This is a genomic window from Rhodoglobus sp. (assembly GCF_053580035.1).
On sequence record NZ_JBMDVL010000001.1, the window covers coordinates 779,591 to 800,634 of the forward strand.

Annotated in this window: 21 protein-coding genes; 8 read left to right on the forward strand and 13 right to left on the reverse strand. The window is 58.6% G+C overall.

The window, feature by feature from the left end:
- Positions 1-10: 10 nt before the first annotated feature.
- Genes ACOH1Z_RS03840 through ACOH1Z_RS03850 form a run of 3 tightly spaced genes read right to left on the reverse strand, consistent with a single transcriptional unit; the run spans position 11 to position 2,970 of the window.
- On the reverse strand, positions 11-781 hold the full coding sequence (locus tag ACOH1Z_RS03840) for a fumarylacetoacetate hydrolase family protein (RefSeq protein ID WP_449647155.1): 771 nt from the start codon (positions 779-781) through the stop codon (positions 11-13).
- Positions 778-1,884, reverse strand: coding sequence for a branched-chain amino acid aminotransferase (locus ACOH1Z_RS03845; protein ID WP_449647156.1), 1,107 nt, complete (start codon positions 1,882-1,884; stop codon positions 778-780). Before ACOH1Z_RS03845 ends, ACOH1Z_RS03840 begins: the two co-directional genes overlap by 4 nt.
- 39 nt (positions 1,885-1,923) lie before the next feature.
- Positions 1,924-2,970, reverse strand: coding sequence for a 3-isopropylmalate dehydrogenase (locus ACOH1Z_RS03850; RefSeq protein ID WP_449647157.1), 1,047 nt, complete (start codon positions 2,968-2,970; stop codon positions 1,924-1,926).
- A 134-nt stretch (positions 2,971-3,104) separates the two neighbouring features.
- Here ACOH1Z_RS03850 and ACOH1Z_RS03855 point away from each other — a divergent pair, with 134 nt between their 5' ends.
- Positions 3,105-3,359 (forward strand): DUF6458 family protein, encoded by a 255-nt coding sequence (locus tag ACOH1Z_RS03855; RefSeq protein WP_449627145.1) that lies wholly within the window; start codon positions 3,105-3,107, stop codon positions 3,357-3,359.
- A gap of 90 nt (positions 3,360-3,449) precedes the next feature.
- Here ACOH1Z_RS03855 and serA read toward each other — a convergent pair whose 3' ends face one another.
- A complete protein-coding gene (serA, locus tag ACOH1Z_RS03860; RefSeq protein WP_449647158.1) occupies positions 3,450-5,042 on the reverse strand; it encodes a phosphoglycerate dehydrogenase in 1,593 nt (530 codons plus the stop codon).
- Positions 5,043-5,174: 132 nt separating this feature from the next.
- Here serA and ACOH1Z_RS03865 point away from each other — a divergent pair, with 132 nt between their 5' ends.
- From ACOH1Z_RS03865 to ACOH1Z_RS03875, 3 genes are all read left to right on the forward strand, one after another.
- Positions 5,175-5,567, forward strand: a complete 393-nt coding sequence (locus ACOH1Z_RS03865; RefSeq protein WP_449647159.1) for a DoxX family protein — start codon at positions 5,175-5,177, stop codon at positions 5,565-5,567.
- Between the two features lie 83 nt (positions 5,568-5,650).
- Positions 5,651-6,169 carry an META domain-containing protein gene (locus ACOH1Z_RS03870; protein WP_449647160.1) on the forward strand — a complete coding sequence of 173 codons (519 nt, stop codon included), beginning with the start codon at positions 5,651-5,653 and terminating at the stop codon, positions 6,167-6,169.
- Positions 6,170-6,285: 116 nt separating this feature from the next.
- Entirely contained in the window at positions 6,286-7,074 is a 789-nt protein-coding gene (locus ACOH1Z_RS03875; protein WP_449647161.1) for a HesA/MoeB/ThiF family protein, read from the forward strand.
- Here the strand turns inward: ACOH1Z_RS03875 and ACOH1Z_RS03880 are convergent.
- Entirely contained in the window at positions 7,071-7,787 is a 717-nt protein-coding gene (locus ACOH1Z_RS03880; protein WP_449647162.1) for a Pr6Pr family membrane protein, read from the reverse strand. The two genes, ACOH1Z_RS03875 and ACOH1Z_RS03880, sit on opposite strands and share 4 nt — an antisense overlap.
- Positions 7,788-7,853: 66 nt before the next feature.
- Here ACOH1Z_RS03880 and ACOH1Z_RS03885 point away from each other — a divergent pair, with 66 nt between their 5' ends.
- Positions 7,854-8,618 carry a DUF1353 domain-containing protein gene (locus ACOH1Z_RS03885; RefSeq protein ID WP_449647163.1) on the forward strand — a complete coding sequence of 255 codons (765 nt, stop codon included), beginning with the start codon at positions 7,854-7,856 and terminating at the stop codon, positions 8,616-8,618.
- A gap of 74 nt (positions 8,619-8,692) precedes the next feature.
- On the opposite strand, the gene ilvC is transcribed toward ACOH1Z_RS03885, so the two are convergent.
- From ilvC to otsA, 6 genes are read right to left on the reverse strand one after another with little or no spacing between them, the layout of a single operon-like run.
- The gene (gene ilvC, locus ACOH1Z_RS03890) at positions 8,693-9,718 is read right to left on the reverse strand and encodes a ketol-acid reductoisomerase (RefSeq protein WP_449647164.1); all 1,026 of its coding nucleotides are present in this window, start codon (positions 9,716-9,718) and stop codon (positions 8,693-8,695) included.
- 30 nt (positions 9,719-9,748) lie between these two features.
- Entirely contained in the window at positions 9,749-10,255 is a 507-nt protein-coding gene (gene ilvN / locus ACOH1Z_RS03895) for an acetolactate synthase small subunit (RefSeq protein WP_341954204.1), read from the reverse strand.
- 4 nt (positions 10,256-10,259) lie between these two features.
- Positions 10,260-12,044, reverse strand: coding sequence for an acetolactate synthase large subunit (locus ACOH1Z_RS03900; protein WP_449647165.1), 1,785 nt, complete (start codon positions 12,042-12,044; stop codon positions 10,260-10,262).
- Between the two features lie 36 nt (positions 12,045-12,080).
- Positions 12,081-13,784, reverse strand: a complete 1,704-nt coding sequence (gene ilvD / locus ACOH1Z_RS03905; protein WP_449647166.1) for a dihydroxy-acid dehydratase — start codon at positions 13,782-13,784, stop codon at positions 12,081-12,083.
- Positions 13,785-13,811: 27 nt separating this feature from the next.
- A complete protein-coding gene (gene otsB, locus ACOH1Z_RS03910) occupies positions 13,812-14,642 on the reverse strand; it encodes a trehalose-phosphatase (RefSeq protein ID WP_449647167.1) in 831 nt (276 codons plus the stop codon).
- Entirely contained in the window at positions 14,612-16,117 is a 1,506-nt protein-coding gene (gene otsA, locus ACOH1Z_RS03915; RefSeq protein WP_449647168.1) for an alpha,alpha-trehalose-phosphate synthase (UDP-forming), read from the reverse strand. Before otsA ends, otsB begins: the two co-directional genes overlap by 31 nt.
- A 298-nt stretch (positions 16,118-16,415) precedes the next feature.
- On the opposite strand from otsA, the gene ACOH1Z_RS03920 reads away from it, so the two are divergent.
- Positions 16,416-16,607: a hypothetical protein gene (locus tag ACOH1Z_RS03920; protein WP_449647169.1), complete on the forward strand. Its 192-nt coding sequence runs from the start codon at positions 16,416-16,418 to the stop codon at positions 16,605-16,607.
- A gap of 67 nt (positions 16,608-16,674) precedes the next feature.
- On the opposite strand, the gene ACOH1Z_RS03925 is transcribed toward ACOH1Z_RS03920, so the two are convergent.
- Entirely contained in the window at positions 16,675-17,430 is a 756-nt protein-coding gene (locus ACOH1Z_RS03925; protein WP_449647170.1) for a gamma-glutamyl-gamma-aminobutyrate hydrolase family protein, read from the reverse strand.
- A gap of 277 nt (positions 17,431-17,707) precedes the next feature.
- On the opposite strand from ACOH1Z_RS03925, the gene ACOH1Z_RS03930 reads away from it, so the two are divergent.
- Positions 17,708-18,355, forward strand: a complete 648-nt coding sequence (locus ACOH1Z_RS03930; protein ID WP_449647171.1) for a M23 family metallopeptidase — start codon at positions 17,708-17,710, stop codon at positions 18,353-18,355.
- A 29-nt stretch (positions 18,356-18,384) separates the two neighbouring features.
- On the opposite strand, the gene ACOH1Z_RS03935 is transcribed toward ACOH1Z_RS03930, so the two are convergent.
- Complete coding sequence (locus tag ACOH1Z_RS03935; RefSeq protein WP_449647172.1) at positions 18,385-20,157, reverse strand: hypothetical protein; 1,773 nt, start codon at positions 20,155-20,157, stop codon at positions 18,385-18,387.
- A 341-nt stretch (positions 20,158-20,498) separates the two neighbouring features.
- Between ACOH1Z_RS03935 and ACOH1Z_RS03940 the strand changes: the two genes are divergently transcribed.
- Complete coding sequence (locus ACOH1Z_RS03940; RefSeq protein ID WP_449647173.1) at positions 20,499-20,924, forward strand: hypothetical protein; 426 nt, start codon at positions 20,499-20,501, stop codon at positions 20,922-20,924.
- Positions 20,925-21,044 lie beyond the last annotated feature (120 nt).

Here is a 21,044-nt window from a genome sequence, read left to right on the forward strand (position 1 = left end):
ATTGTGCGTTCTAGCGCGAAGCCCGGCGCACCGGGTTGCTCAGCGTGCCGATGCCCTCAATCGTGATCTCGACGGTGTCGCCATGCACCAGAGGTCCGACGCCCGCGGGGGTTCCCGTGAGAATCAGATCGCCGGGCAACAGCGTGAATGCGGCCGAAGCATACGCAACCTGCGCCGCCACCGAATGAATCATCTGGTCAACGGTTCCGTCTTGCTTGAGGTCACCGTTAACAGTCGTGCGGATGCTCTGCGACGCCACCACGAACTCGGTCTCGATCACAGGTCCCAGTGGGCAAAACGTGTCGAAGCCTTTCGCGCGTGACCACTGGCCATCCTTCTTCTGAAGATCGCGAGCGGTAACATCGTTGGCAATCGTGTACCCAAAAATCACACTGTCAGCATCTTCGACCGCGACGTTCTTGGCGATGCTGCCGATGATTACGGCAAGCTCACCCTCAAACCCGATCTCTTCGCTCTGCGGCGGCAACATGATGGCATCGCCGGGGCCAACCACCGAAGTGTTGGGCTTGATGAACATCATCGGCTCGTCGGGCACTTCATTGCCAAGCTCCTTGGCGTGCTCGGCATAGTTGCGACCGAAAGCGACCACCTTGGAACGCGGAATCACCGGCGCCAACAGCTTGATGTCCGACAGCGGCAAACGTTCCTCGGTGGGCTCAAAGCCATTGAACATCGGGTCGCCGGTGAGCACGACAATTTCGTCGTCGTCGATAATCCCGTAGCGGGCGCCTGCACCTGCGCTGAAACGAGCTACCTTCATGCGTCGAGCCTCATCATCCAGCCGTGCTTGTCTTCGCGACGGCCATATTGGATGTCCGTGAGCTCTTCGCGCAGCGACATCGTCAGTTCACCGGCCGGAGCATCCGCCGACCCAAATTCAACGCCATCGCCCTTGAGCATCGCGATCGGAGTGATAACGGCAGCAGTACCGCACGCAAACATCTCGGTAATGTCGCCAGACTCAACGCCCTCGCGCCACTCTTCGAGCGTGACGCGGCGACGCTCAACCTTGTGGCCGCGGTCTTCTGCAAGCTGCAACACGGAGTCGCGAGTGATTCCCTCAAGAATCGACTCTGACTGCGGCGTCACTAGCGTGCCGTCTTTCTTGACGAGAACCACGTTCATGCCACCGAGCTCTTCGATGTATTTGCCCTCTTCGGCGTCCAAGAACAACACCTGGGCACAGCCCTGAGCGGATGCTTCTTGCTGGGCAATCAGGGACGAAGCGTAGTTTCCACCCGTCTTTGCCGCGCCAGTACCGCCCTTGCCAGCACGGGTGAAGTTCGTGGAGATCCAGATCGACACCGGAGCAACACCGCCAGCGAAGTAGGCGCCGGCGGGGCTAGCGATCACGTAGTAGTTGACCTTCTTTGCCGGGCGCACCCCAAGGAATGCCTCCTTGGCAAACATAAAGGGCCGCAAATAGAGGCTCGTCTCGGGAGCATTCGGAACCCAGTCACCATCAACAGCAATGAGCTGCTTGAGTGAATCGATGAACGCCGGGATGGGCAGCTCAGGCAATGCCATGCGTCGGGCCGAACGCTGCAAACGCGCACCGTTCGCTTCGGGGCGGAACGACCAGATCGAACCGTCCTCGTGACGGAACGCCTTCAGCCCTTCGAAGATCTCTTGGCCGTAGTGCAACACTGCAGCAGCCGGGTCAAGAGTGATCGGACCATACGGCTGCACGCGCGGACGGTGCCACCCGCCCATCTCTGACCAACACACGTCGACCATGTGGTCAGTAAAATTCACGCCGAACCCGGGGTTAGCCAGAATCGCGTCACGCGCTTCAACCGAGCGAGGTTCTTGGTTCTTCTTCACCATGAAAGTGAGAGGGCGATCAGCCAGCAGATTCTTCATCAAATGTCCTTAATGACGTACAGCCACAATGGCGGTGGGTTAATTCTGCGCTACAGCGTCGGCAATTGCACTGCCAATCTCAGACGTCGACCGTGCGGCGGTGCCACGGGCGCTGAGATCAGCTTCCACGGCCGCAGTGACGCGGGCCGCAGCATCCGATTCGCCGAACTGTGAGAGCAGCAATGCGATCGACAGGATTGCCGCCGTGGGATCAGCGAGTTGTTTGCCCGCAATGTCGGGCGCTGAGCCATGAACCGGTTCGAACATGGAGGGGAATGCCCCGCTCGGATTCAAGTTGCCGGAGGCGGCCAAACCAATGCCGCCGCTGATGGCTGCTGCGAGGTCTGTGAGGATGTCACCGAAAAGGTTGTCGGTGACGATGACGTCAAATCTACTCGGATTTGTGACCAGATAAATCGTCGCCGCGTCGACATGCATGTAATCGACTTCGACCTCGGGGAACTCGGCCGCAACCCGGTCAACCGTCGACTGCCACAAACCGCCCGCGTGAACGAGCACGTTGGTCTTGTGCACGAGCGTGAGCTTCTTGCGCGGACGCGACATGGCCTGCGCAAACGCGAAACGAACAACGCGCTCAACACCGAACGCCGTGTTGATCGACACCTCAGTGGCGATCTCATGAGGCGTACCAGTACGGATGCGCCCACCATTGCCCACGTAGGGGCCCTCGGTGCCCTCGCGAACAACCACGAAGTCAACCTCGCCGGCGTCAGCCAACGGCGACGTTACCCCAGGAAAAATCTTGGTGGGACGCAAGTTCACGTGGTGATCAAGCGCAAAACGCAGCTTCAAGAGCAGGCCGCGCTCGATGATGCCGCCCGTGAGACGCGGATCGCGCGGATCCCCTCCAACGGCTCCCAGCAGGATCGCGTCGTGCCTGGCGAGCTCAGCGATGTCGGAGTCTTCGAGAATCGTGCCCGACTCGAGGTAATGGCTCGCACCAAAAGGGAACTCTGTGGTGGAAACATCCACACCGGTTGCTGTCAGCACCTTGAGGGCTTCGGTCACAACTTCTGGCCCAATACCATCACCGGGAATGACTGCAAGCTTGATCTGAGAAGGCATGTAAATACAGTACCGCTGCGGGCAGTGCGCGAGCAGCAGCCTCGAGCCCATCGTGACTGTCAGAATTTCATAAATATGGCTTTCCTGAGTGTTTTCTGATTGCGCACTGTACGAGGCGCGCTAAAATTGGGCACATGAGTATCGGAACCGGAATTGTATTAGTAGTTATTGGCGCGATTCTTACTTTCGCGCTCGACCTTCAAGTGGCAGGGGTGAACTTCGACCTCATCGGTTACATCCTGATGATCGCCGGAGCTGTCGTCTTCATTATCGGCCTCGTGCTGATGATGCGTAAGCGCACCTCAGTAACCACCGTGCACAACAACGACGGAGTCAACAACTCCGTGACGGAACGTCGCACGACCACAACCCCCGACGAAACCATCTAACGACTAGGTACAACCAACACAAAAGGCGCGTCCCGATCACACGGGGCGCGCCCTTTGTTGCGTCTGGGCCGCAGGCAGCGGCAACCGAAACTATGCGTCGACGATGTCAATCGCGTGCACGTAGCGAGCGTCAATGCGCTCGGCAACAGTGGCAAGAACTTCAGCGGATGCCTGCGAGTCGACCGTGAGTACCGACAGCGCGTTGCCGCCGACACTTTCACGCGCAATCTGCATGCCCGCGATGTTGATCTCTGCGTCGCCGAACTCTTTACCGAAGACGGCAACGATTCCGGTGCGGTCTTCGTACATCATCACGATCAGGTGATCCGCGAGCGGAACCTCAATGTCGTAACCGTTGATCTCGACGATCTTCTCGAGCTGCTTGTTTCCGACTAGCGTTCCTGAGACCGAAACCTGCGAACCGTCAGCCAGCGAACCACGGATGGTGAGCAGGTTGCGGTATTCGGGGCTCACTGCATCCGTAATCAAACGAACCGTGAGGCCACGCTGCTCGGCAAGAACCGGTGCGTTGACATAGCTAACTGTCTCCGACACGACGTTGGTGAAGATGCCCTTAAGGGCAGCAAGCTTGAGCACGTTGACATCGAACTCGACAATTTCGCCCCGAACTTCAATGTCGACACTCGTCAGTGGGCTAGCGGACAGACCAGAGAAGACCTGGCCAAGCTTTTCCATGAGCGGGATGCCGGGGCGCACGCTCTGATCGATGATGCCACCAGCAACATTCACCGCGTCAGGCACGAGCTCGCCGCCGAGGGCAAGTCGAACCGACTTGGCAACAGAAACACCAGCCTTCTCTTGCGCTTCAGCGGTCGAAGCGCCGAGGTGAGGGGTAACGATGACATTGTCGAGGCCGAGCAGCGGGGAACCTGTTGGCGGTTCGCTCACGAACACGTCGAGGCCAGCGCCCGCAATGCGGCGCGACTTGAGAGCTGTGTAGAGGGCGTCTTCATCGATGAGGCCACCGCGGGCAACATTGACGATGTAGGCGGTCGACTTCATGTGAGCGAACTGCTCAGTCGAAATCATCCCGGTCGTTTCCGGGGTCTTGGGCATGTGAATGGTGATGAAGTCTGCACGCTGTAACAGCTCATCAAGCGACACCAGCGTGACCCCCATCTGCTGCGCACGAGCAGAAGTGACATAGGGGTCATAGGCGATGATGTTCGTGCCGAAGGCCTGCATCCGCTCGGTAATCAAGCCACCGATGCGGCCAAGGCCAATGATGCCAATGGTCTTCTCAAACAGTTCAGTGCCCGAATACTGCGAACGCTTCCACTGCCCCTGCGCCAGAGCGCTTGACGCAGCCGGAATGTGACGTGCCAGGCTCAGAATGTGCCCGACAGTCAGCTCTGCAGCCGAGATGATGTTCGAGGTTGGCGCATTCACCACCATGACACCGGCAGCGGTAGCCGCCTTGATGTCCACGTTATCGAGCCCAACACCGGCACGCGCAATAACCTTCAGGTAGGGCGCTGCGGCAAGGGCTTCGGCATCCATGGTGGTTGCAGAGCGGATGAGAACGGCCTGCGCATCGGCGAGCGCAGACTTCAAAGCGGCACGGTCGGTGCCATCAATGTTTCGTATCTCAAAGTCGGGCCCGAGGGCGTCAACTGTTGCGGGGGAAAGTTCTTCGGCGATCACAACGATCGGCTTAGCCACAGATCTGGTCCTTCAATTCGCGGGGACTTCGCGCTGACACCACGAAGGCTGCTTGAGTACACAACTACAGCAACTTTAGCGGCGACGGGAAGCCGCCGTTGCCATGTGACAGCGCAGTGCGACGATAGACCCATGATGGATGCTGCCGAAATTGCCCAGTGGGTGTTGCGTGTTGCCCTCGCACTCGCCTTTATCGGCATGGGAGTCAGCCACTTTGTTGCCGCCCCCGCCCGCACAATGCGAGCCATGATCCCTCCCGTGCTGCGCCAGAAGTGGATGCCCTCCCCCACGATTCTCGTCACCATCACTGGACTCTGCGAGGTTGCTGGCGGTCTTGGGCTGCTGTGGGAACCAGTGCGGTTTATTGCCGGAATCGCGCTCGTGCTCTTTTTGATTGCCGTCTTCCCCGCCAATGCCTATGCGGCCGAGCATCGGGAACGCTTCGGAAAAGCCGCAACCCCATTCTGGCCGCGCTACTTCGCGCAACTAGCGCTGATCGCACTGTGCCTCCTCGCTGCACTGTAAGGACCTGCTCACTGCGCTGAAAAAGTTTCGAGCCCACCCAACGAAACCGAGCGTCCCTTCGTCTACCTAGGTAGGAGGAAACAATGACCAAGAAATCAGTGCTCGCAAAATTCACGCCACTATTGGCTGTTGGGCTACTTGCTCTCAGCGCCTGCGCCGGGTCCATCTCGGATGCTGATGCCGACGAGCCACCGATCGATAGCGGTCCGGGCATGGGCGTCGAAGAAACGCCTGGCGATGCCATTCCCATCGAGGGAATTGACGGTACCTGGATTTACGCAGACGGTAGCGACCCCAATGGTCCGCTCACCCTCGACGAGTCTGCGACGGTGACCCTCACGATTTCAGGTGACGAGCTCATGGGCCAATCGACCTGCAACAGTTACAGCGCGACATTTATCGGCGAGCCAAACGACCTGACGATTGGCCCGTTGGTGTCAACTCGAATGGGATGCGAGAGCTCCCTCATGGAGTTCGAGTCACGCTACTTCGCCGCACTGTCGGCAACGACAACTGCTATTCCCACGGGAGGCAGCCTCGTGCTGCAGGGTCAGGGAATCAACCTGAACTTCTTGCCGTCGTCATCGCTTCCGGAGGGGTAATCTTGCCGCTCGTGACCGCTCAGTGCGCGCGCTCAAGACCCCCAGTTCACGGGCAAACAGCTCTGAAGAAGCTGTTTTCAGACGAATAATCAGGTCGGCGGTGGAAGAATCAGATCATGGATCAGCGGTTCAGCCGCCAGCTCTCATTAACCGACTTCGGAGAGCAGGCGCAACACAATTTGGCGCGCGCACGCGTGCTCGTCATCGGGGCGGGCGGTGTCGGCAGCACCGCTATACCTTCGTTGGCTGCAGCCGGTGTCGGCACCGTTGGCGTCATTGATGACGACCGTGTTGAACTCAGCAACTTGCACCGCCAACACATCCACGGACTGTTGGATGTCGGCCACAAGAAAGTGTCATCCGCTGTTTCCCGCATCGCAGATCTCAGTCCTGCAACGACTGTGATTGCGATCGACGAGAAGCTCACGCCGGAAAACGCTCTCGCTATCTTTGCCAACTATGACCTTGTCGTCGACGGTAGCGATAACTATCCCACCCACTATCTGGCGGCTGATGCAGCAGAGATCACCGGAATCCCGGTCGTCTGGGGTTGGGCGTGCGAGTTTGGCGCAGAAGCTGGTGTTTCTTGGCCCGCCCGCGGTGTGGGCTTTCGCGACCTGTATCCGACACCGCCGGAACGCGCCGCCATTGACACCAATCTTTCTCACGGGATCTTTCCGGGAGCAGTGGCAGTTATTGCTGCGATAGTGGCGAGTGAAGCGATCAAAATTGCGGCGCAGATCGGCACACCACTGATCAACCGCACGACGCGTTTCAATGCGCTCAACGGTGAATTTTCCGAAAAGCGTTATACGCGCTCAGCCGGAGCAATACCCATTACTGCGCTAGCCGACTATCGGGAGCTGTGCGGCTACACCTCAGACGACGACTGGCCGACGAGCTAGCGGCGACGCGACGCCCACAGGCGACCGGTGCGTGCCCAGCGCGCACGACTGACCGCAATCAGCACCACCGAAATCCCAATGATGAATGCGGCAATGCCAAGCACGTAGACAGCGATCCCACCCCAGCCGTCTGGACCGTTGGGTTGCAGGAACGGGTAAGGGAACCACCCGTCAAGCGCGCCGCGCACGAAAGTGAACGCCAACCACGCGAGCGGGTAGATGACGACGATGCGCACGTCGCGCATCCTCAGCACCGGCCGTGATGGGGCCACGAGCCAATCAAGAAGTAAAAAGAGCGGCACCCACACGTGGATTACTTCGTTTGGCCACTGAATCCCCACATAGCCTTCGTCAGGAATGCCACGAAGCAACACGTTATACACGCCAGCGGTGACGACAGCATAGGAGACGACGGATGCTCGCAGCACCGACAACAGCGTCGATTCCCGTTCACGGCGCACCGCCACCAGCCCGCTCAGCGCAAGAATCACGACGTTAATCAGGCTCGACTGGATGGTGAAGTAGCTAAAGTATTCCTTTGCCACAAAGTCGTTGTGGATCGACTCATCAATCACTTGAGTGGCGATGCTGGCAAAGACGAGGACCGCAACGGCGAGTCGAAGGATGCCGAAGATCCGGACGACGTCACCGACATCACGCTGAGGTTCTGAGGATGCGGCTTCTGGGGAGATTGGCTGCGCGTTCGCTGTCACTCCGACAGACTAGTCTCCTCAAACAGGTTCACACAGGCAGACGTACAGTCGATCGAGGAGCTCACAATGCCGTTTACCGATCGCAACGGATTTGAGCTGAGCAGCCTGCCGCTGGTGTACCGCCTAGGGCGAGACTTTCAGGTCTCGGAGGAGTTTTGTTGGCGCGACCCGCGTGATTGGGATCGCGTGCTCACCATTCCCGCCCACGACCTCTCGCTTCCCCCTGGAGAGGGCAACAGCACCGACTTCGCCTCCGTACCACCATTTCTGTGGGGCCTGATCGCCAGTTTTGGCAAACAAACACTGCCAGCCGTATTGCATGATTCGCTCACTGCTCAGTCGAGGCTCGCACCCCCAGATCAACGTCTCGAGCTGAGGCGCACAGCTGACGAAGACTTTCGGGTGTCACTCATCGATAGTGGTGTTCACCAATTGCGCGCCCGTGTCATGTGGGCATCGGTGGGAATTGAGCGGTACGCCCGCCATGCCGGGGCGCTGGGAGCCGCGATAATCACGCAACTCAGTCTTGGTGTGCTGGCGATCATTGGCGCTGTCGTGCTCGCGGTAATCGTGCATCCGCTGTGGCTCATTCTCGCGCTGGCTCCCGCAATTGCCGCCGCAGTCTGGGGCAAAAATCTGGATCTCGTTCTTGCCGCCACCTATCTGGGCGCCCTGTACGCGCCGCTGGTTGCCGCCGCCTTCATCGGGTCGCGCCTTGAACAACTCCTGGCGTTATCCATCTGGGTCGGAACAGGCACCCCCGGCCCTGCCCCCAAGGCGGAGCCGACACTGCGTTGGCCGGACCGCGGAACAACACTGCCGCCCAAGTAGCAGCACAGCTAGCAGCGCACAGCACAACGGCCGCCCCGCAGTAGCGGAACGGCCGTCGTAGTGACTAGCGAAAGTTAGCGTGCAGCTGAACCGTCGGTGTAGTCGGAGTCTTGCTGCTTCCAAGCGAAGAGAGCACGCAGCTCCTTGCCAGTTGCTTCGATGGGGTGGTTCTGGCCCTTTTCACGCAGGGCGAGGAACTCAACTCCGCCAGCATCCTGATCCTTGATGAAGCGGTCGGCGAAGGCACCCGACTGGATGTCTGCGAGAACAGCCTTCATGTTTTCCTTGACCGACTCGTCGATGACGCGGGGGCCCGAAACGTAGTCGCCGTACTCAGCGGTGTCAGAAACGCTCCAACGCTGCTTAGCGATGCCGCCCTCCCACATGAGGTCAACGATGAGCTTGAGCTCGTGAAGTACCTCGAAGTAGGCGATCTGCGGCTGGTAGCCAGCCTCGATGAGGGTTTCGAAGCCGTACTGTACGAGCTGCGAGGTTCCACCACAAAGAACAGCCTGCTCACCGAACAGATCGGTCTCGGTTTCTTCGGTGAAGGTGGTCTTGATGCCACCGGCGCGGAGTCCGCCGATTGCCTTCGAGTACGACCAGGCCATGTCCCACGCAGTACCGGTGGCGTCATTCTCGACGGCAACGATAACGGGAACGCCACGGCCAGCTTCGTACTCGCGGCGCACGGTGTGACCCGGTCCCTTGGGAGCAACGAGGATGACGTCAACATCGGCGGGAGCGTCAATGTAGCCGAAGCGGATGTTGAAGCCGTGTCCGAAGACGAGAGTGTCGCCAGCAACAAGGTTGTCCTTGATGTCGTCGGCGTAGAGTCCACGCTGGTGCTGGTCGGGAGCAAGGATCACAACAACGTCAGCCCACTTGGCTGCTTCGGCGCTCGTGAGCACCTCGAAGCCGGCGTCGGTTGCCTTTGCGATGCTCTTCGAGCCCTCCTTGAGGCCAATCTTGACCTCAACGCCGGAGTCACGCAGGTTCAGTGCGTGGGCGTGGCCTTGCGAGCCATAACCAATGACAGCAACCTTTTTGCCCTGGATGAGCGCGAGGTCAGCGTTATCGTCGTAAAAGATCTCGGTCACAGTAGTGATTCTCCTTAGTTGGTGGTGCTGTTAGTTCTTGAAAACTCGGTCGGTGATGCTCTTCGAACCGCGGCCCATGGCCAGCAATCCGCTCTGAGCAATTTCTTTGATCCCGTAGGGTTCGAGCACTCGCAAAAGTGCTTGAATCTTGCCCGAGTCACCGGTGGTTTCGATGATGAGCGCATCGGATGCGACATCAACCACGCGGGCACGGAACAGGTTTACCGCTTCGAGAATCTGGGAGCGAGTCGTGTTATCTACGCGCACCTTGATCAGAAGGTGTTCGCGCGTTACCGACTGCGCTGGGTCAAGCTCAACAATCTTGATCACGTTGATGAGCTTGTTGAGTTGCTTGGTGACCTGCTCGAGAGGCAGCTCTTCGACATCCACCACAACGGTGATGCGCGAAAGGCCTTCGATCTCGCTCGAGCCAACAGCCAGCGATTGGATGTTGAACCCACGACGAGCAAACAGCCCGGCGACGCGAGTGAGCAGACCTGGTTTGTCTTCTACCAGCAGAGAAAGTACGTGACTCATCGCTCTACTCCTCTTCCCACTCTGGGGCATGGTCGCGGGCATACTGCACGCTTGAATTTCCGACGCCCTGGGGAACCATGGGCCACACCATTGAATCTCGGCTCACGACGAAGTCGATAACGACCGGACGATCATTGGTCTCAAGCGCAAGCTTGATGGCCGGGTCGATCTCTTCCTTCTTCGTGACGCGGATGGCGAGGCAACCGTAGGCCTCCCCCAGCTTCACAAAGTCGGGGATCATCACGGTGTCGTGCCCGGTGTTCAAATCGGTGAACGAGTGGCGGCCGTCGTAGAACAGCGTCTGCCACTGGCGCACCATGCCGAGGCTCGAGTTGTTGATGATCGCAACCTTGATCGGGATCTTGTTGATCGTGCAGGTTGCAAGCTCCTGATTAGTCATCTGGAAGCATCCGTCACCATCAATCGCCCACACGGGGCGATCAGGGTTCGCAACTTTGGCACCCATCGCAGCGGGAACGCCGTAACCCATGGTTCCAGCACCACCAGAGTTGAGCCAGGAGTTGGGGCGCTCGTGCTTGATGAACTGGGCTGACCACATCTGGTGCTGGCCAACGCCGGCAGCGAAGATCCCCTCCGGCCCGGTGATTTCACCGATGCGCTGAATCACGTACTGCGGTGAAAGCAGGCCGTCATCTGGTTCGGTGAAGCCGAGCGGAAATTGGTTGCGCAGCGAATTGAGTCGTTCCCACCATGCGGTGTAGTCCGGCTGTGTCTGCTTGCGTGCTTCAGCGAACGCTGCCGTCAGGTCGATGATGACGTCTTTAGCGTCACCAACGATGGGCACCTCTGCCGCCCGAATCTTGCCAATCTCGGCCGGGTCAATGTCAACGTGAATGACCTTGGCGAGAGGAGCGAATTCGCTCGGCTTGCCCGTGACTCGGTCGTCGAAACGAGCTCCGAGCGAAATGAGAAGATCGGACTCTTGGATCGCAAGAACTGCGGGCACAGAGCCGTGCATTCCCGGCATCCCCAGGTTCAATTCGTTGGAGTCAGGGAACGCGCCGCGAGCCATGAGCGTAGTCACGATGGGCGCGCCGACCTGCTCAGCGAGTTCGAGCAGTTCCGCTGACGCCCCAGAGCGCACGACACCGCCACCAACGTAGAAGACAGGACGCTCAGCCTCAGCCAGCATCTGTGCCGCTGCCTGAACCTGCTTGCCGTGGGCCTTCATGACCGGGCGGTAACCGGGAAGGTCAACCTTGGGTGGCCAAATGAATGGTGCGGATGCTTGCTGGCAGTCTTTCGTAACGTCAACAAGCACGGGACCAGGTCGACCCGTTGTCGCAATGTGGTACGCGGCAGCGAGCGTCGCGGGAATGTCTTCCGGCTTCGAGACGAGGAACGAGTGCTTCGTGATCGGCATCGTGATTCCCGAGATGTCGACCTCTTGGAACGCGTCGGTTCCCATCGAGGTCGAGAAGACCTGTCCGGTGATCGCAAGCATGGGAACGGAGTCCATGTGGGCATCCGCGATAGCCGTCACGAGATTGGTCGCTCCGGGCCCAGAGGTTGCGATGCAGACGCCGAGCTTTCCGGATGACGAGGCATACCCCTCAGCAGCGTGACCAGCACCCTGCTCGTGGCGCACCAAAATGTGACGAATAGCAGTCGATGCCATGAGTTCGTCGTAGAAGGGCATGATGGCGCCGCCGGGCAAACCGAAGACGTCTTTCACACCCAGCTTTTCCAAACTGCGCAAGATCGCACCAGAGCCGGTCAGAATCTCCGGCGTGGTGCTCTTCGGCCGCGGTACGGGGTCAGAGGACATGTGTAAATCCTTTAAATTTCACTGGTGAGCGTGGTGCTAACTGGTTACCGCGCCGCGGGCGGCGGACTGCACAAGCTTCGAATACTTGGCAAGAACGCCTCGCGTGTAACGCGGAGGTAGGGGGGCCCAGCCTTTTCGGCGGGCTTCGAGCTCAGCGGAGTCGACAAGTAAGTCGAGCGAGCGAGCTGCGATATCGACCCGTATCAGATCACCATCGCGCACGAAGGCAATAGGACCTGCGTCTACTGCTTCGGGAGCTATGTGGCCGATGCACAGCCCGGTTGTGCCGCCTGAGAATCGTCCGTCTGTCAAGAGTAGTACATCTTTGCCGAGTCCAGCGCCCTTGATGGCCGCCGTGATCGCGAGCATCTCGCGCATACCAGGACCACCCTTCGGACCTTCATAGCGGATGACGACAACTGAACCTGCTTCGATCGTGCCGGCGGTGAGAGCATCCAGGGCTTCACGCTCACGCTCGAAGACGCGGGCGGGGCCCTCGAACTCTGCAACGTCGAAGCCTGCCGTCTTCACCACAGAACCCTCGGGAGCCAGCGAACCAGTGAGGATCGTCAGCCCGCCGGTGGGATGAATGGGGTTATCAATCGTGCGCAGCACTTCGCCATCAAGAGGATCAATGTCCATCTCGGCGAAGTTCTCAGCGACTGTCTTTCCCGTGACCGTGAGCGCATCACCGTGAATAAGGCCCTCGTCCATGAGCGCCTTCATCAGCACCGGCAGGCCGCCGTGACGGTCAACGTCATTCATGACGTATTTACCGAACGGCTTAAGGTCGCCCAAGTGTGGCACTTTGTCACCGATGCGGTTGAAGTCATCGAGAGTGATATCGACTTCAGCCTCATTGGCGATCGCCAAGATGTGCAACACAACATTGGTGGAACCACCGAGCGCCATCGCTACGGTGATGGCGTTCTCGAACGCCTTCTTCGTCATGATGTCGCGCGAAGTGATGCCCAAACGCAGCAGGTTGACAACCGCTTCACCCGAACGGTGCGCAAAATAGTCGCGACGACGATCAGCGGATGCGGGGCTTGCCGAGCCGGGAAGGCTCATTCCCAGCGCTTCCGCAACGCTCGCCATCGTGTTGGCCGTGTACATACCGCCACAGGCACCCTCGCCCGGCGCGAAAGCACACTCGATGCGCTTGGCATCGGCTTCGGTCATCCGACCAGCCTTGACAGCACCGACTGCCTCGAAGGAGTCAATGATGGTGATGTCTTTTTCGGTGCCATCGCTGAGCTTGACCCACCCAGGAGCAATCGACCCCGCGTAAAGGAACACCGAAGACAGGTTGAGACGAGCTGCGGCCATGAGCATGCCGGGCAGTGACTTGTCGCAGCCCGCGAGCGTGACCGAGCCGTCGAGACGTTCGGCCTCCATGACGACCTCAACAGAGTCAGCGATAACTTCGCGGCTCACGAGCGAGAAGTGCATTCCCTCATGGCCCATCGAGATGCCGTCAGAGACGCTAATGGTGCCGAACTGGAGCGGGTACCCGCCACCGGCGTGCACCCCCTCTTTCGCGGCCTGAGCAAGGCGATCAAGAGAAAGATTGCAGGGAGTGATCTCGTTCCATGAGCTCGCAATACCAATCTGGGGCTTCTCCCAGTCAGCGTCTCCCATACCAACAGCGCGAAGCATTCCGCGCGAGGTAGTGGCTTCAATTCCGTCGGTTACCGTGCGGGAACGAGGCTTGATATCGATCGAATTACTCTCAGACATACTCCGAGTTTAGGGCTTAGCGAAACCTCAGTTTGCCCGAGCAGAAACTACGGCGGCGCGACGATCGACAAGCATCCGAAGAACCTCGGCAATTTCGCGGGTTCCCGCCACCCTAAGTTGAGCTGCGGACGGCGCATCCCCCACTCGAACTCCAAGGTCATGGGGACCGAGCGCAGCAATGGCGTCCTCGTCAGTTGTGTCATCTCCCGCGAAAAAAACCGCGTCGGCGCCGCAATACTCGCGCAAGCGCTCAATCGCATCACCCTTGGTGGCGGTGTGGATCGCGAACTCCACAACGTTCTTGCCAAATCGCGTCGTCAGCCCCGGAAGTTCAGCATCAACGCGCGCTACTGCCTCGGTGGTCAGACGTTCCGCATCGTCAGCGGGCGTCAGCCTCACGTGAAGTGCACGACCGGCCGGCTTAAGCTCAACCCACGCCCCCTCAGCTCTGTCGGCAAGTTCATGCATGAGGGCATCAAGCTTCATGAGAGCCGCAGAGTCCGCGTCGCTCATCGGCAAAACCGAGTCACCGTCGTCGAGTCGATACTCCAAGCCGTGGGATCCGCCGAAAAGCACCTGACTCGGCAAATGGGCCACATGCTCGAGGCTGTCTAGTGCCCGACCGGAGACGAGCGCTAGGCGCGTATCCGTGAGTTCAAGCATCCGCACCAACTGCTCTTGCGCTTCGGGAAGCGCTCGAGCCTCAAGCGGATCATCAACCTCTGGGGCCAAAGTGCCATCGAAATCGAGCGCAATAAGCACAGTGGGCATGGCGACGAGCGCGTCAATCGCCGCAGCAATTTCCGCTTCCGAGGAATACTGCACGACTACCTGACTCGCTTTCGCTCGATCGTCCACTCAACCTCTTCTGCCATCTCTAATGGAGCGATCCGGCGGTGGCGATCTGATCGAGTAGCGGCCAAATTCTTGAGGAAGGCATTCGACCAGCGAGCAACATCGTGTTCAAGCACGCGCTTGCGCATTGAACGCATTCGAGTCGCACGATCAGCTTTCGGCATGTTGATCGCCTTCATCATTGCTTCCTTCAACCCATCAATGTCATGCGGGTTAACGAGGAGAGCCTTGCGCAGCTCTTCAGAAGCACCAGCAAACTCGCTCAAAATGAGAACGCCGTCATTGTCGAACCGGCTCGCCGCATATTCCTTAGCCACCAAGTTCATGCCATCGCGTAGCGCCGTAACCAACAACACATCAGCGGCCAAATACAGCGCAACCATTTCTTCACGCGGAAAACCCTGATGAAGGTAACTGATCGGTGAATGACTCAGCGTGCTGAATTGACCATTAATGCGGCCTACGGTCAGCTCGATCTCGTCACGCAAATGCATGTAAGCCTCGACGCGTTCACGACTCGGGCTTGCAACCTGAATGAGCGCGACATCGCCAACCTCGATCGAACCATCACGCAACAGCTCGCCATAGGCCTTGAGACGGTGCCGGATGCCCTTCGTGTAGTCGAGGCGGTCAACACCGAACATCACCGTCTTCGGATTACCGAGACCTTTGCGAATATCCCTGGCCCGCTGTTGAACGGCAGGATCGCGAGCAAGCTGCTCAAAGCTGCGGGAGTCAATCGAAATCGGGAACGCCTTTGCGACAACGCGACGAGTCGGCTGCCCATCAATCGTTACCTCGATGGCGGGATTCTTTGTCGGATGATTCGTCAGCCGACGAACCGCAGACGAAAAGTTGGACGCATCTGACGACCGCTGAAAACCAACAACATCGGCACCGAGCATCCCCTCAATGATCTGAGTGCGCCACGGCAATTGGGCAAAGATCCCATAGGGAGGAAACGGAATGTGGTTGAAGAAGCCGATCGTCAGATCAGGGCGCTGTTCACGAAGCATGCGAGGCACGAGCTGGAGTTGGTAATCCTGAACCCACACGACAGCACCTTCAGCACTGTTGGCGGCAGCGGCATCCGCAAATCGTTGATTGACCGCCACATAGTCGTCCCACCATTCGCGGTGATAGGCCGGCGGAGCAATAACGTCGTGATAGAGCGGCCAGAGGGTGTCATTGCTGAAGCCCTCGTAATACTCCTCGATGTCTTGGGAACTCAGAGGAACAGGGATGATCTGAATGCCGTCGTTCTGGAACGGTTCGATCTCCAGGTCGGGGCGCCCAGCCCAACCAACCCAAGCGCCATCAGCTGCCTTCATGATCGGCTCGAGGGCGGTCACTAGGCCACCGGGCGAGCGCTTCCAGGAGAGGGATCCATCGTCTTCAACGGTGCAGTCGACCGGCAACCGGTTGGAAACAACAACAAAATCGTACTCAGCGGGAGAAGAGTTCTTGTGAGCTTCCATAGTTCGTCACTTTACCAGCGGGCCCTGCGCGCTGACCGAAACTACAGACAATCCAGTCTCCGTTATTGGCCGAGCCAATTCTGGCGTCACGCAGTACTCTCACACTGTGTAGGCGTCCGTGGCGAAATCGGCGGACGAGATGTGCCCGGAGCCCTCCTCCGCGCTACTCGCTCCAAGGTTCACGTTGCGATCGGTGCGTTTCTTAGACTTTCGGCAGCGCTCGACTTCTCTGCTGGCCGCAATCAGAATCTCACGCTAGCGTTAAGGCCTAGGCCGACACCGCAACCCCGGAGGAAATATGCGCAAGTTCCTGTTCAACAGCAGTCTCCTGAGCGCGGTTGCAGGCGGCTGGAGCATCTTCCAAACCACTAAGCAAGGACCGCGCGATTGGCGCCTCATCCTCATGTGGATCAGTTGGGGGCTCACAGTCGCAATCGCTGTCGGCACCATCGTCAAAGAGGCTCAAAACTCCTACGAACTCGAAAAGTAGGCAGCCGGTCTCGTGCAGCCAAGCGCCGGCGAGGCCGCTAGTCCGCTAGCCTTCCGAGGCCAAATCCTTAACTCGCCTGGGCCAGGCGCTGCACACGATGACGGGCCGCAGCCGCAACGACGCCCTCGAAGAGACGCAAATCTTGCTTGGCGTCCTCTTCTGGATGCCACTGAACCGCAACCCCAAAATCGACGCTCGGCAATTCGACAGCCTGAATGACACCATCGTCGCCGCGACCAGAAACGATGAGGCCGTCAGCGAGAGTGTCGATCGCCTGGTGGTGATACGACTTCACTGCCACGCTGTCATCGCCGCCGAGCAGCGAAGAGAGAATTGTGTCGTGTTCAACCGCAACATCGTTCACTAGGAAAACTCCACCACCGGCGCTGTAGCGAGACGTGCCGATCACGTCAGGCAAGTGCTGAATGATGGTTCCGCCCAACGTCACGTTGAGCATTTGAGCTCCACGGCAAATTCCCAAGAATGGCACGTTCTGTTCAATGGCTGCGCGCAAGAGGGCATCTTCGAAGGCATCGCGGTCTTTGCGAGGAACATCAGCTGTCGGATGCGCTTCTTGGCCGTACCGCGCAGCATCAACGTCTTTGCCGCCCGTAAGGATCAGGCCGTCGAGACTCTGGATGATCGACGCCGCAATTTCGGAATCTACCGGCTGTGGCGGCAGCAGTACGGCGATGCCACCGGCATCCGTCACTGCTTCGAAGTAGATCTTCGGCAGGAAAGAGGCGGGGAGATCCCACACACCTGTTTGCGCTTGCTCAAGATACGAGGTGAGCCCGATTAGTGGCCGCTTAGTGGTGCCCATGCGGACTCCTCTCCGTCGAAGAAATAGAACGTTTGTTACCAAAGGATATAGGTCGCACGAACAGAATTGCGTCTTCCTGAGAGTGGTTCTCAGGAACTTTCGCTAAATTCGACGACTTACTCGCCTGTCTAGCCGCATTGATGCGGTTTCGGCCAGAGCGCTGCCGTTAGCACCAATCCGGCTCCTTCCGTTGCTCACCTACCCGTGAGCGTGAGCCACAACCAGATTGTTCTTCGCTGCGCAGCCCGTTAACCCTGACCCAAACCAAGGAACGCTGTTGAAACGACCTATTACTATGCTCGCCATTGGGGCGTTGCTCATTGGCGGCACAGTCCCCGCAGCAATCTTGCCGGCCCCCAATAGTGAGATCTATGTCGCGGATGCCAGCACCCTAGCCTCCGCAGGCGAAGGAACGATTAGCGCGGCACCAGAAGACGACATTCAAACTTTTGCTTCGCCTGCTACTGGCGCGACTTCTCCTGTCGTTAGGGACTCCTACCAAATTGAGAAGGTTCAGCAGCAGGTTGTGATCAGCGCGGCTGGCATCAGCGGCACCCTTGAGGTATTCCCCGCGAATGGCCCCATCAATGATGGCTTCGGTTACCGTGGCACCGAATTCCACGGCGGCATCGACATCATGGCAGCCGAGGGATCCACCATCATCGCGGCCTCCCCCGGCACCGTTGAGAGTGTGACCTCTGGAGGCGGCTGGGGTCGTCACGTAATTATTGATCATGGCAACGGGATTAAGACCCTTTACGCACACATGATCGAAGGGTCGCAACTCGTGACTGCCGGACAGTGGGTCGCAGCGGGCACCCCACTCGGGTCGGTTGGCAACACCGGCTATTCGACCTTCCCGCACCTTCACTTCGAAGTCTACGTTTTTGACACCCGCGTAGACCCGGCACCCTGGTTGCCATAACCAACCAGAGCACCGGGCGCGGAGGATGTCTAGCTCACCGCATCCATTCGACGTCGCACATAGATGGCGGCTGCACCAAGCAGGATCATGCCTGACGGCATAAGCCACCACAGGCCGCCAATTCCCCCACTACCAGTGAAGGCGAGAGTCGGCAGCGCGAGGGTTGGCAACCCTGGATCGCACACAGTGTCAGCTGGAGTGACGAATGTGAACGTCGGCGGATCAATCCAGTCGAACTCGAGCCCATTGGGGGCAACAACCTGAGCGGTCACCGTAACCGGACCAGGGCCATCTGCTGAATACGTTCCGGCAACAACACCAGAAACACCGTTCACGGTGAATGTGACGTGAGCCGGATCATAGCCAGGCGCCACTCCCAACCGGTAGCTTCCGGCAACCGTGCAACTGGTCTGGGTGAAGCTAACAGCGGGCATCACTAGGCCGAGGGTATCCAAATTGCACTCGGGGTTAGACGGGTCAAGCTGCGGCTGTAGCGTGCCCGTGAACGTCAGTGTCGTTGATCCTGTCGCAGCAAGCGCAACTCGCAACCCTGGCGCCACGGTGACGAACTGCGCACCGGGGTTTGCTGTCGCCGTAACGCTGTAGTCAAGAGGGCCCTCAGGGTCGGTTACTTCTCCCCAAGTCGCGTTCGCGATCGGGCCGAGAATCAACTGCTGCCCAGCATTACAACCAGCATCCAGCAGAATGGCTTCAGCGGTCGCCTCAAGAAGTTCGACATCCGGGCAGTAGCTCAGCTCGCCATCCTTCAGCGCTCGCTCAGTGATTTCAGTGCTCTGCTTCACCGAGACCGAACCATAGAAGAATGTGTTCACAGTCGTGATCGTGGCGTAACCCTGACTGTCAAAGGTGGGGCATGTGACTTCTGTTGAGCGCTCCACTTTTTCTGAACTACACAACGAGCTGTCGTTGCTGGTGACGATGAACGACGGTGTGGTGACATCGTAATCACCAGTGGTGTTTACGCTATCTCCGAGATCGGTTGACAGCATTAGCACTGGTTGCACACCCGACTTGAGCACCCAACCGCTTGGATGATTCTTGCTCGCCTCAAATTGGCACACGAACACTTCTTCTGGAGGATCGCAAGCTCGGATTTCTTCTGCGGTAAGCGCGCGAGTTGTTTGCGTGAATGTGAAGTCAACTTGAACGGTTCCGTAAAACAGCTTCGTTGCTGTCGCGATGGAGACCAGTCCGCCATATTGATAGGTGGGGCACTGGACTTCTTCGTCAACAGTAACTTCGGTTCGTGAGCACAGGCTCTCGTCGTCTTCCTCAACAACGAATGACGGCTGGTTGTCTGCAAAGTTCCCGGTCTCGTTCACATCATCACCGAGGGCATTAATGCTCACGTGAATCGGTTGTTTGCCTTCTTTGAGCCGGTAGCCCGAGGGAGAGTTGTCGCTTGAGACGAACTTGCACACCCAGACCTTCTTGTCATCGTTGTTGTTCGCGCGTGATTGAGATGAAGGCGCGGCGGTTTCTTCGCTCGCGGGCTCGTCAACTACAGCCGCAGCGGCGTTAGGAACTGGCGCAACCTTCGTGGGCGCGGGTGCCGGTTTCGGGTCTACTGGTTTGGCAATTGCCTCAACCTCGACCAGCGAAGTTGACTGCGGTGCGGGTGGTGATGCTGGAGTCTCGCTTTCTCCGTCTGCAATAGAAACGTCGGGAGCGCTTGCGGGCGCAGCAGCATCATCAGCAAATGCTGGGGCGGAGACTCCAAGGAGTGCACCACTCGTGAGGGCAATACTGGCGAGGGTCGCCAGCAGTTTCTTCATTAACATGATGGGCAGCTTTCTGCAGGGGGATTGCACTTTCGGCGCATCGGCACGCAGCTGCAGAGTCGTGGCCGCCATTGGCGCACGAAAGGGAGCGCGAGCGCATTCACGGGGGTAAAAACGCGCCGCTGGGGTGAAATTCGGGCATCACCTTCTTCAGCACCGTCGGGGTAACCGAAGTGACTCGGTCTAGTGCTGTGCACAAAATAGCATGACCCCCATGAAGGGGGCAGTAGACAGTTCAGTCTGGTCTAGCGCTATTTCACACCCGTCGACCCGTGCTTGCGCTCAATGGTCCTGTGCATTGATTCCACGCGCGATTCCACGGTCCGCCTACACTCGACCGCGTGTGGTTGCTCCCGAACTCTTGGCCTCGTTGGTTCGACGACTTTTGGGCATCGCCATTCGGAGCTTTCGCGGGCAGCCCGAACGACGCTGTTCCCACCGCAATTGCGGTGATTGCGCTCATCATCGCCACGGTCGCTCTGATTCGTTCAATTGCGTTGACGCCGAAACCTGATATGCGCCTGACGGTATATTCCTTGCTCGACACGACGGTCGGCGCCCCCACTAGCGAGTCCCCTGCGTATCTACTGAATGTGAGTGTGCTCAATAGAGGCGAAGGTCTCGCACTCGACGTCATGGTGTCGGTTAAGCCTCGCTCACGAAAGCTCCTGATTCACGAATTGGGCTCAGTCGCCACCGACGAGACGAAACGCCACCAGTTTGAGTTGCGTATGACTGATCGAGCCCAGAGGAAAAGTGATCATTAGGTGGAAGAACGGCAGGCGGCGTGGAGTGCGCGCCAGATTTTAGGTAGTGCTACAGCCCCCAGCTTCAGGGAGTTCGTTAGCGGCAAAAGAGTGCAGTGGCAATGGAAAAGCCCGGCACTA

What these genes read in the sequence shown, in the direction of transcription:
- ACOH1Z_RS03840 (WP_449647155.1), bottom strand. Translation starts at nt 781, where the DNA reads ATGAAGGTAGCTCGTTTCAGCGCAGGTGCAGGCGCCCGCTACGGGATT.
- ACOH1Z_RS03845 (WP_449647156.1), bottom strand. Translation starts at nt 1,884, where the DNA reads ATGAAGAATCTGCTGGCTGATCGCCCTCTCACTTTCATGGTGAAGAAG.
- ACOH1Z_RS03850 (WP_449647157.1), bottom strand. Translation starts at nt 2,970, where the DNA reads ATGCCTTCTCAGATCAAGCTTGCAGTCATTCCCGGTGATGGTATTGGG.
- ACOH1Z_RS03855 (WP_449627145.1), top strand. Translation starts at nt 3,105, where the DNA reads ATGAGTATCGGAACCGGAATTGTATTAGTAGTTATTGGCGCGATTCTT.
- ACOH1Z_RS03865 (WP_449647159.1), top strand. Translation starts at nt 5,175, where the DNA reads ATGATGGATGCTGCCGAAATTGCCCAGTGGGTGTTGCGTGTTGCCCTC.
- ACOH1Z_RS03870 (WP_449647160.1), top strand. Translation starts at nt 5,651, where the DNA reads ATGACCAAGAAATCAGTGCTCGCAAAATTCACGCCACTATTGGCTGTT.
- ACOH1Z_RS03875 (WP_449647161.1), top strand. Translation starts at nt 6,286, where the DNA reads ATGGATCAGCGGTTCAGCCGCCAGCTCTCATTAACCGACTTCGGAGAG.
- ACOH1Z_RS03885 (WP_449647163.1), top strand. Translation starts at nt 7,854, where the DNA reads ATGCCGTTTACCGATCGCAACGGATTTGAGCTGAGCAGCCTGCCGCTG.
- ilvN (WP_341954204.1), bottom strand. Translation starts at nt 10,255, where the DNA reads ATGAGTCACGTACTTTCTCTGCTGGTAGAAGACAAACCAGGTCTGCTC.
- ACOH1Z_RS03900 (WP_449647165.1), bottom strand. Translation starts at nt 12,044, where the DNA reads ATGTCCTCTGACCCCGTACCGCGGCCGAAGAGCACCACGCCGGAGATT.
- ilvD (WP_449647166.1), bottom strand. Translation starts at nt 13,784, where the DNA reads ATGTCTGAGAGTAATTCGATCGATATCAAGCCTCGTTCCCGCACGGTA.
- otsA (WP_449647168.1), bottom strand. Translation starts at nt 16,117, where the DNA reads ATGGAAGCTCACAAGAACTCTTCTCCCGCTGAGTACGATTTTGTTGTT.
- ACOH1Z_RS03920 (WP_449647169.1), top strand. Translation starts at nt 16,416, where the DNA reads ATGCGCAAGTTCCTGTTCAACAGCAGTCTCCTGAGCGCGGTTGCAGGC.
- ACOH1Z_RS03925 (WP_449647170.1), bottom strand. Translation starts at nt 17,430, where the DNA reads ATGGGCACCACTAAGCGGCCACTAATCGGGCTCACCTCGTATCTTGAG.
- ACOH1Z_RS03935 (WP_449647172.1), bottom strand. Translation starts at nt 20,157, where the DNA reads ATGTTAATGAAGAAACTGCTGGCGACCCTCGCCAGTATTGCCCTCACG.